The following is a 9240-nucleotide window of genomic DNA, read 5'->3' as shown; positions in this document are numbered from 1 at the left end:
CATCGAGCGCACCGTGGAAAACCCGGAGCAGGCGCAGAACCTGAGTTGGCTCTGGCGGCGCGAACTGGACAGCCTGCCCGAACTGTTCGAGCGTCACCGTCAGGCCCAGCGGCCCCTGTGGGTGTGGCAGCGGGCGGCCGAGCTGGCCTATCAACAGCCACTCAACCGGTCACTGACCCAGGCGGTGCGCGCGCCCCACACGGTGGCGGACACGCCCTCGCTGCAGGCCGTTTTCTGCATCGATGTGCGCTCGGAGCCTCTGCGTCGCGCCCTGGAGCAGCAGAACCCGGACATCCAGACACTGGGCTTCGCCGGTTTCTTTGGCTTGCCCCTGAGCGTCGTCACCCCCGGCTCGGCGCTGGCCCAACCGCACCTGCCTGGACTGCTGGCACCTCAGGTGGAAGTGCGCCTGGGCACCCCCGAGCAGGCCAACGCCCAGGCACGACAGCTCAACTGGAGCGCTCGCTTTCAGGAGTGGTCGCAAACCGCCGCAGCCACCTTCACCGCCGTGGAGGCCGGCGGCCTGCTGTACGCTGGCAAACTGTTGGGCCGCTCGCTGTTGCCGGGCAAAGCGCCCAAACGCCTTGAACTGAGTTCACTGCGTTGGCACTGGCGTGACTCCGGAAAGCCCTTGACCCAGGCCGACCAGGTCACCCTGTTGCGCAACGTACTGACCGCTATGGGGCTGACCGAGCGTTTCGCCTCACGGGTGCTGCTGGTGGGCCACGGCAGCCACACCCAGAACAACCCGCACGCCGCGGGCCTGGAGTGCGGCGCCTGCGGCGGTCAATCGGGGGAAGTCTCGGTACGCGCCCTGGCCCGCTTGCTCAACGATCCGGCACTGCGCTCGCCCCTGGCGGAGGCGGGCATCACCCTGCCCGACGATTGCCGCTTCGTACCGGCCCTGCACCACACGGTGACCGACCGGATCGAGCTGCTCGAGGGCGAGGATTGGCTGAGCGCCGAGACCGCCGAGTGGTTGCGCCGGGCCAGCGCCGGAGCGCAGCGCGAACGCGCGGCCGCCCTGGGGTTGAGCCCCGATCAGGCCGACCTGGATCAACAACTGACACAGCGCAATAGCGACTGGTCCCAGACCCGCCCGGAATGGGGCCTGGCCAACAACGCCGCGTTTATCGCCGCGCCGCGCTCGGTGACCGCCCCGATCGATCTGCAGGGGCGGAGCTTTCTGCACGATTACAACTGGCGTACCGACCCGGAGTTCAGCCGCCTGGAGCTGATCATGACCGCCCCCCTGGTGGTGGCCCACTGGATCAACATGCAATACAACGGCTCCACGCTGGATAATCGGAAGTTCGGCAGCGGCAACAAAGTGTTGCACAACGTGGTCGGCGGCCACATCGGCGTGTTTGAAGGCAACGGCGGCGACCTGCGCATTGGCCTGCCCCTGCAATCGTTGCACGATGGCGAGCAGTGGCGGCACGAGCCCTTGCGTCTGAGCGCCTACCTGGCCGCACCGACCAGGGCGATTGACGCCATCATCGCCAAGCATCCGGTCCTGCAGGCGCTGACTGGCAATGGCTGGCTATACCTGTTCAGCCTCGACGATGAAACCGGAGCGGTGCAGGCCTATCACGACGGCCACTGGACCCGCACGACGGACTGAGCCTTCAGCGTCAAAAGAGCCTTCAGCGGCCAACTGACTCAGCGCCAAGGAAGGCGCGTCCCACCCCAATGGCGGCGCGAGCCAAAAAGCCGGCGGTGAATCGTGACGCCGCAGGCCCGGGGCTGCTACACTCTCGCTCCGACTAACCGCTTGCGAAGCGTCAGATCACCATGAGCACTCCGGATACCCCCGACAATACTCAGAGCGCCTGGCTCGATCAGGTAAAATGGAACGACGATGGGCTGGTTCCCGCCATCGCCCAGGACGCCGACAGCGGCCGCATTCTGATGATGGCCTGGATGAACCGCGAATCCCTCGCCCTGAGCGCCCGGGAAAACCGCGCCGTATACTGGTCCCGCTCCCGGGGTAAACTGTGGCGCAAAGGCGAATCCTCCGGCCATGTGCAGGAGCTGAAAAGCATTGAGCTGGACTGTGATGCCGATGCCATTGTGCTCAAAGTGAAACAACTGGGCGGTATCGCCTGCCACACCGGCCGGGAGTCCTGTTTTTACCGGACCCTGAAAGACGGCCAGTGGCAGACCGTGGAGCCGGTTCTGAAAGACCCCAACGAGATTTACTGAGCATGAGCACACCGAACACCGAGCAGGTTCTGACCGAATTGACCCGCGTTCTGGAGGCCCGCAAACAGAACGCGGACCCCGAGTCATCCTACGTCGCCAGCCTGCACGCCAAGGGGCTGAACAAGATTCTGGAGAAAGTGGGCGAGGAGTGCACCGAAACCCTGCTCGCGGCCAAGGATGCCGAACGCAATGGCGACAACCAGCACCTGATCATGGAAACCGCCGACTTGTGGTTCCACAGTCTGGTCATGCTGTCGCATTTAGGCGAAAATGCCGACGCGGTGCTCAACGAGCTGGCGCGGCGCTTTGATTTATCCGGCCACGCCGAAAAAGCGGCGCGCAACAACCAAACATAAGTAGAGGGTAAGGTTATGGGATTTGGTGGAATTGGCATTTGGCAGTTGCTGATCATTCTGGCCATTGTGGTTCTCTTGTTCGGCACCAAGCGTCTGGGCAGTATTGGCAGCGACCTGGGTAAAGCCATCAAGGGCTTCAAGAAGTCGGTCAGCGATGACGACGCCGAGAAAGACAGCGAACAAGACGACGACAGCGCCAAGCGCAACGTCGAAGACAAAACCGACCCGAACAGCGCTCAGACCCAGCAGGAAAAATCCGCAGCGGAAGACAAGAACCGCTCGTGATCCCCGGCAACGCCCTCGGGCATGCCCTGACTGAGCCAGCGGCGCAACTCCCGGGCGGGAGGGCGCCAATCCAGTGTCTGCCTTATTTGAAAGGTGTTTGAGTGTTCGATATCGGTTTCTTTGAGCTGCTGATCATCGCGATTGTGGGCCTGGTGGTCATTGGCCCGGAGCGCCTGCCTGAAGCGGCGCGCGCCGTGGGCCTGTGGATCGGCCGGCTCAAGCGCAGCCTGCGGGAAACCCGCAGCGAGCTGGAGAAACAGCTCGGCGCCGACGATATTCGCCGCCAGTTGCACAATGAAGAGGTGATGCGCAGCCTGGAAGCTACCCGCCGCCAGGTGCAGGAGGCGGTGGAGGAAGGCTCCTTCCAGACACCGCTGAAAAAATACAAGGACGAAGACGAGCCCGAGCGGCCCGATCACGCGCACACTGAGCCAGACGAGAACACGGAGCCAAAGAGCAGCGACTCGTCCAGCCGCTCCGGGGCCGATACGGACACCCGCGAGGCGGACGGCAAGGGCACTGATTCCGAGCCCACCGATGCCTCATCCGAGCCGGCCAAGGCACCCCGCGATTCACAGACGCCCTCTTCCTGAGCCCGAGCATGACCGTAACCCCGAACGACAAAGAACTGCCCCTGGTTCAGCACCTGATCGAACTGCGCAATCGCCTGCTGCGGATCATCATTATCGTGCTGGTGATCTTTCTGGGCCTGTTCTACTTTGCCAACGATATTTACACCCTGACGGCGGCCCCGCTGCAGAAATTCCTGCCCGAATCGGCGGGGATGATCGCCACCGACGTGGCCTCCCCCTTCCTGACACCATTCAAGCTCACCCTGTTTGTGGCGGTGCTGCTGGCCGCGCCGTTTATTCTGCACCAGATCTGGGCCTTTATCGCCCCCGGTCTGTACACCCATGAAAAGCGGCTGGCTCTGCCGTTGCTGGCCTCCAGTGTGGTGCTGTTCTACGGCGGTATGGCGTTCGCCTATTTCGTGGTGTTCCCGCTGATATTCGGGTTTTTTACCAGCGTGGGGCCGGAAGGCGTGGCGGTGATGACCGACATGGCCAAGTACCTGGACTTCGTCCTCAAGCTGTTTTTCGCCTTCGGGGTGGCGTTCGAGATTCCCATTGCCACCATCCTGATGATTCACGCCGGCATTATCACCCCGGACGGGATCGCCAAGAAACGCCCCTACGTCGTGGTCGGCTGCTTTGTCATGGGCATGGTTCTGACCCCACCGGATGTGATCTCCCAGACGCTGCTGGCCCTGCCCATGTGGCTGCTGTTCGAGGTGGGCGTATTCTTTGGCCGCATGGTGTACCGGCGGGACCGCGCCCGGGAGGCGGAGGAAGAGCAGGAGCTCTAAACAGAGATATTTGACGCCACTCCGGCGTGTAAATTTTTCCGACCTGTGCTATAAATGGTGAAAACTACTATAAGTAACCATTGCAGCAGGGCCTCCTATGCTTCGCTCACTCTCTTTCAAACTCATGGCCGCCATGGCGGCGCTGATGCTCACCGTGGCCGCCATTATTCTGGCCGCCAGTTACACCTATCTGGCACGACAGCAGCAGAGCAACTTCGAACAGGAAGTTGACCGCAACCTTGAACTGATCAACTCGTCGCTGCTCGAGCCCCTGTTCGCCTATGACTTCCAGCAGCTTGAGGCCATCGCCGAATCCCTGGTCAATACCGCACTCATCGACCAACTGGAAATCACCGACCACCGGGGCAAAGCCATGGCCGATGCCCAGGTCAGTGACCAGGCCGCGCCCGGCAATCAACACCGGCGCGATGCGGTGGAAGTGATCCGCGATGGCGATGTGATCGGCCGCTACAACGTGGTGTTCTCTTCGGAGCAGATGGCGCAGGTACTGAGCAATCAGGTGTCCCTGGGCGTAATCATGGTCGTAGCCCTGTTGGTGGCGGCGTTGTTCACGTTAGCGCTGCTGGTTCGACGCATCGTTCTCAAACCACTGAACCTGATTACCGACAACCTGACCCATATCGCCGAAGGCGGTGGCGACCTGACCCGGCGCCTGCCGACCGACAGCGGAGACGAAATTGCGCATCTGTCACACAGCTACAACCGGGTGATCGACCAGATTGCCGCCATCATTCGCGGGGTGGTCGAGGTGACCAACACCTTCGACGAGCACGTCCAGCAAATGAACCAGGCATCCAACGACAGCTCCCACTCTACCGACGAACAGCTCAAGCAACTGGAGCAGGCCTCCACCGCCATCAACCAGCTCTCGGCCTCCGCCGAAGAGGTCGCCCGTTCCTCGGGCGAAACCGCCGAGCGCACCCGGGATACCCACGACGCCTCCAGCCGGGGGGTCAGCGTGGTGCAGTCATCCCAGAGCAATATTCTGCGCCTGACCCAACAGATCGAGCAGACCGCCGACAAGATCACCCTGCTGAAGGACAGCAGCCAGAATATCGGCAAGGTCATTGAAGTGATTCGCGCGATTGCCGAACAGACCAATCTGCTGGCCCTGAACGCCGCCATTGAGGCGGCCCGCGCTGGGGACCAGGGCCGCGGCTTTGCGGTCGTGGCCGATGAGGTGCGCACCCTGGCCCAGCGCACCCAGAGCTCCACCGAGGAGATCGAGCAGATCGTACTGCAGCTGCAGACTCACGCCGATGAGGCCCACGATGCCATGGAGCAGAATACCCACTGGGCTCAGGAAACCGTGGAGAGCGGCAAAGAGGTGCAACAGGTACTGGAAAGCGTTCAGGCCCACATCAGCACCATCAACGACATGAATCATCAGGTGGCCACCGCCGCGGAAGAGCAGAGCTCGGTCGCCAGCGAGGTGAATCGCTTCATCGAGTCCGTTTTCGCCCTATCGGGCAAAGTGTCGGACAACGCCCGTAGCATGCGGGCCAGCTCAGACGAGCTGCTGCAGGAAAACAATGAACTGCAGCGGCGCATGCACAACTTCAAAGTTTGAGGCTCACCATGTCACACAGGTTACAGCGGCTGTTCGGCCATGCACGACGCGGATGCGGGGTTCTGGCCCTGATCGGCATCACGGCCGCCAGCCAGGCCCAGACCACGCTGCGCGTCAATCAGACCGATCATCCACTGGATGAGTTTGCCGTGGGCGCTCTGCGGGTCGCGCTGGAGTTTATGGACGGCGACTACGAGCTCGCCATCAGCGATGACCCCATCACCCAGACCCGCGCCATTGAGCGGCTGGAGTCGGACGAGATGGACGTGATGTGGCTGTCGTCAAACCAGGAAGTGGAAAACCGCCTGAGTCCCATCCGCTTCCCGCTCCTGAAGGGCCTGCTGGGCTACCGGGTCTTCATCATCAACCCGGATCGCCAATCCACCATGAACCGGGTGGAAGACAGGGCCGACCTGAGCCGTCTGACCTTCGGGCAGGGCGCCGGCTGGCCCGACATTGCGATTCTGGAGGCCAATGGTCTGGAGGTCATTACTACCAGTAAGTATGACAACCTGTTCTATATGGTGGAGGGCGGTCGGTTTGACGCTTTCCCGCGCGGGGTTCTGGAGCCCTGGACCGAGCTGGCGGCACGACCGGACTTGCCGCTGACGGTGGAGGATCGCCTGGTTCTGGTGTATCCGCTGCCGTTTTACCTGTTTGTCAGCGAGGAAGACGCGGCCCTGGCGGAGGCCATTCACAGCGGGCTGGATCGAGCTCTGGAAAGCGGGCGCTACGATGAGTATTTCTTCCAGCACCCGATGATTGAAGATGCGCTGACCCGCTCAAACCTCGCCGAGCGGCGCGCTTTCCCGCTGGAGAACCCGACTCTCACGGAAGAAACACCCCGGAGCCGCGAGGAGTACTGGCTCGACATGGAGCGCTTGCGGGAACGGAGCGCCGCAGACTAATGGGCCGCCCGGCGCTCCAGGCGCTTCCAGCCGAGCTCGTGAAAGTGGTAGGCCACGGTGTTGATCGCCGGCTCGATCAGCGCCACCGCGCCGCCCAGCACCCAGCTACCGGTGATCACGTAGGCCACGCTGAAGGCCACGGTAAAGTGCAACACAGCGAACGTCATTGTTTTGGTCATGATCGCCTCCCGACCCTCTGAACATCATGGTGGCGAGGGAATTCCCGCCCTTTACAACCATAATAATGATTCCCATTTATAAATAAACTTGATTTGCCATATCGCCCTGATAGCCCTGAACTAACAACCAGGAAATGCCGGCCAGTGTAAACATGGCGCATTTTTACACTTTTTTTGCGCCCTCGCATGACGCTATTTGGGGAGAACTTGTCTATACTGAACTCGCCGGCCGTCCGTCGAGAGGGTGGGCATATCCATCACGTCTAAGGCATCCAAGAAGTGCCGTTCAAACGCAAAGGGCTGGTTTTCATGTCGCAATCCGAACCCCAGATAGCCACAGGCTGCAGTCGCTGTCGGGATCTCCCCTCACTCCCCTTCGAGTTCACCATGGCGTTTCAGCCGATTGTGGATATTGAAAAGCGCGAAGTGTTCGCCTACGAAGCTCTGGTGCGCGGCACTCAGGGCGAAGGCGCCTTCCAGATTCTCCAGCAAGTCACCGATGACAATCGCTACCAGTTTGATCAATCCTGCCGAACCAAAGCCATTGAGCTAGCAGCCAAGCTGGGTATGACCACGTTTCTGAGCATCAACTTTCTGCCCAACGCCGTCTACGAACCCAAAAGCTGTATTCGCGCCACCCTCGTGGCGGCGGATAAGTATGATTTTCCGAGCAACCGCATCATCTTTGAGGTCAACGAATCCGAGCCCGTGGGCGATCCTGGTCACCTGGAGGGTATTTTCGAGGAATATAATGCCCAAGGCTTCACCACCGCCATTGACGATTTTGGCGCTGGTCATGCCGGGCTCAACCTGCTGGCGGACTTTCAGCCCGGGATCATCAAACTCGATATGGCCCTGATCCGGCATATCGATACCAACCGGATTCGCCAGTCTATCGTCCAGGGCGTAGTGAATACCTGCCGAGAGCTGGGCGTGGAGGTTATCGCCGAGGGCGTGGAAACCGCTGGAGAGCTGACCACATTGCGCTCTATGGGCGTTCACCTGATCCAGGGTTACCTGCTGGCCAAGCCCGAGGTGGAAGCCCTGCCAGATGTGGATTACAGCGCGCTCTGAATCAATCATAGGCGCGGCCCCAACGACCGCCCTCAATGACAATGGCATAAATTACTTTTATTTATTGGATAAGCCGGTTTACGAACGCTATGTTTTAAGCTTAAGGTCAAGAAAACGCGCGGATCAGTGACGTACCGCCTCCCTGTTTTTAAAACTGCAGGAGAATGATGGATTATGGCGAACACCACCTCAGCCCCGGAAGCAGCAGAGCAAACCCCACCCAGTACCGAGAAACACACCGCCGCCGAGCAGTTTTTCATTGAACTGGCGGCCGAAGCAGACATCCGCATCAACGGTGATCGTCCTTGGGACATTCGGGTATACGATCCCTCGTTCCTGTCCCGCGCACTGTCCTCTGGCGCTCCCCTGGCCTTTGCCGAAGCCTACATGCAGGGCCATTGGGACTGCGATCGCATCGATGAGATGATGACCCGCGTGCTGCACGCCCACCTGGAGCGTCGGCTGAAAAAGTTCGGAACGCTTCAACTACTGAAGGCGTACCTGAGCGCCGCGGTGATCAACAAGCAGGACCCCAATCGTGCCTTCAAGGTCGGCGAGGTTCACTACGATATCGGTAACGACCTGTATCGGCGTATGCTCGACTCCCGCATGATCTACAGTTGTGCGTACTGGGCGGACGCCGACAACCTGGAAGAAGCGCAGTACCAGAAGTTGGACATGATCTGCCGCAAGCTGGAACTGAAACCGGGCATGACCCTGCTGGATATCGGTTGCGGCTGGGGCGGACTGGCCGAGTTCGCCGCGCGCCACTACGGTGCCAAGGTCACGGGCATCACAATTTCCAAAGAGCAGCAGCGACTGGCCCAGGAACACTGCGCCGGGCTACCGGTGGAGATCCGCCTGGTGGATTACCGGGCCCTGGAAGGTCAGTTTGACCGCATCGTCTCGGTCGGCATGTTCGAGCATGTAGGGCACAAAAATTACCGCACCTACTTTGATACGGTCAGCCGCCTCCTCGCCGATGACGGCCTGTTTCTACTGCACACCATCGGAACGGACCGGCAGCAAAATGGCGTCGATCCGTTTATTGAAAAGTATATTTTTCCCAACGGCGAAATCCCCTGTCGCAAGCTGATCAACGACACCAGTCTGGGGCTGCTGCGTCTGGAAGATTGGCACAACTTCGGGCCGGATTACGACCGCACACTGATGGCCTGGTGGCACAACTTTGACGCCGCCTGGCCGGAGCTGAAAGACAAGTACGATCAGGGGCATTTTTACCGCATGTGGAAGTACTACCTCCTGAGTTGCGCGG

General features: G+C 60.7%; 11 protein-coding genes. 10 read left to right on the top strand and 1 reads right to left on the bottom strand.

The features are described from left to right. The 8 genes from B3187_RS12275 to B3187_RS12240 form a co-directional block, all read left to right on the top strand. Positions 1 to 1624: putative inorganic carbon transporter subunit DabA (locus B3187_RS12275; RefSeq protein ID WP_286806761.1), on the top strand; the 1624-nt coding region annotated here is incomplete at its 5' end. A gap of 170 nt (positions 1625 to 1794) precedes the next feature. Then, positions 1795 to 2205 (top strand): phosphoribosyl-AMP cyclohydrolase, encoded by a 411-nt coding sequence (hisI, locus tag B3187_RS12270; RefSeq protein WP_286806760.1) that lies wholly within the window; start codon positions 1795 to 1797, stop codon positions 2203 to 2205. Positions 2206 to 2207: 2 nt separating this feature from the next. Next, on the top strand, positions 2208 to 2561 hold the full coding sequence (locus B3187_RS12265; protein WP_286806759.1) for a phosphoribosyl-ATP diphosphatase: 354 nt from the start codon (positions 2208 to 2210) through the stop codon (positions 2559 to 2561). A 15-nt stretch (positions 2562 to 2576) separates the two neighbouring features. Beyond that, positions 2577 to 2846 (top strand): twin-arginine translocase TatA/TatE family subunit, encoded by a 270-nt coding sequence (gene tatA, locus B3187_RS12260; RefSeq protein WP_286806758.1) that lies wholly within the window; start codon positions 2577 to 2579, stop codon positions 2844 to 2846. Positions 2847 to 2947: 101 nt separating this feature from the next. Further along, complete coding sequence (gene tatB, locus B3187_RS12255) at positions 2948 to 3439, top strand: Sec-independent protein translocase protein TatB (RefSeq protein ID WP_286806756.1); 492 nt, start codon at positions 2948 to 2950, stop codon at positions 3437 to 3439. A gap of 8 nt (positions 3440 to 3447) precedes the next feature. Beyond that, entirely contained in the window at positions 3448 to 4212 is a 765-nt protein-coding gene (gene tatC, locus B3187_RS12250; RefSeq protein WP_123638340.1) for a twin-arginine translocase subunit TatC, read from the top strand. Positions 4213 to 4309: 97 nt separating this feature from the next. Continuing rightward, a complete protein-coding gene (locus B3187_RS12245; RefSeq protein WP_286806755.1) occupies positions 4310 to 5803 on the top strand; it encodes a methyl-accepting chemotaxis protein in 1494 nt (497 codons plus the stop codon). 8 nt (positions 5804 to 5811) lie between these two features. Continuing rightward, positions 5812 to 6711: a diguanylate cyclase gene (locus tag B3187_RS12240; protein ID WP_286806753.1), complete on the top strand. Its 900-nt coding sequence runs from the start codon at positions 5812 to 5814 to the stop codon at positions 6709 to 6711. Here the strand turns inward: B3187_RS12240 and B3187_RS12235 are convergent. After that, a complete protein-coding gene (locus B3187_RS12235; RefSeq protein WP_036160783.1) occupies positions 6708 to 6890 on the bottom strand; it encodes a DUF2061 domain-containing protein in 183 nt (60 codons plus the stop codon). The two genes, B3187_RS12240 and B3187_RS12235, sit on opposite strands and share 4 nt — an antisense overlap. Before the next feature lie 309 nt (positions 6891 to 7199). On the opposite strand from B3187_RS12235, the gene B3187_RS12230 reads away from it, so the two are divergent. Both B3187_RS12230 and cfa read left to right on the top strand, forming a co-directional pair. Continuing rightward, on the top strand, positions 7200 to 7964 hold the full coding sequence (locus B3187_RS12230) for an EAL domain-containing protein (protein WP_286806750.1): 765 nt from the start codon (positions 7200 to 7202) through the stop codon (positions 7962 to 7964). 174 nt (positions 7965 to 8138) lie between these two features. After that, positions 8139 to 9240, top strand: a 1102-nt coding sequence (cfa, locus tag B3187_RS12225; protein ID WP_286806748.1) for a cyclopropane fatty acyl phospholipid synthase, incomplete at its 3' end; no start/stop codon positions are given.

It is taken from the genome of Marinimicrobium sp. UBA4209 (assembly GCF_002381585.1).
GTDB classification, from domain to species: domain Bacteria; phylum Pseudomonadota; class Gammaproteobacteria; order Pseudomonadales; family Cellvibrionaceae; genus Marinimicrobium; species Marinimicrobium koreense.
This window is presented reverse-complemented; position numbering and strand designations above follow the sequence as displayed.

Excerpts from the sequence above, each read along its gene's own strand:
- B3187_RS12230 (WP_286806750.1), top strand. The coding sequence starts at position 7,200 with ATGTCGCAATCCGAACCCCAGATAGCCACAGGCTGCAGTCGCTGTCGG.
- tatA (WP_286806758.1), top strand. The coding sequence starts at position 2,577 with ATGGGATTTGGTGGAATTGGCATTTGGCAGTTGCTGATCATTCTGGCC.
- tatC (WP_123638340.1), top strand. The coding sequence starts at position 3,448 with ATGACCGTAACCCCGAACGACAAAGAACTGCCCCTGGTTCAGCACCTG.
- hisI (WP_286806760.1), top strand. The coding sequence starts at position 1,795 with ATGAGCACTCCGGATACCCCCGACAATACTCAGAGCGCCTGGCTCGAT.
- B3187_RS12235 (WP_036160783.1), bottom strand. The coding sequence starts at position 6,890 with ATGACCAAAACAATGACGTTCGCTGTGTTGCACTTTACCGTGGCCTTC.
- B3187_RS12240 (WP_286806753.1), top strand. The coding sequence starts at position 5,812 with ATGTCACACAGGTTACAGCGGCTGTTCGGCCATGCACGACGCGGATGC.
- B3187_RS12265 (WP_286806759.1), top strand. The coding sequence starts at position 2,208 with ATGAGCACACCGAACACCGAGCAGGTTCTGACCGAATTGACCCGCGTT.
- B3187_RS12245 (WP_286806755.1), top strand. The coding sequence starts at position 4,310 with ATGCTTCGCTCACTCTCTTTCAAACTCATGGCCGCCATGGCGGCGCTG.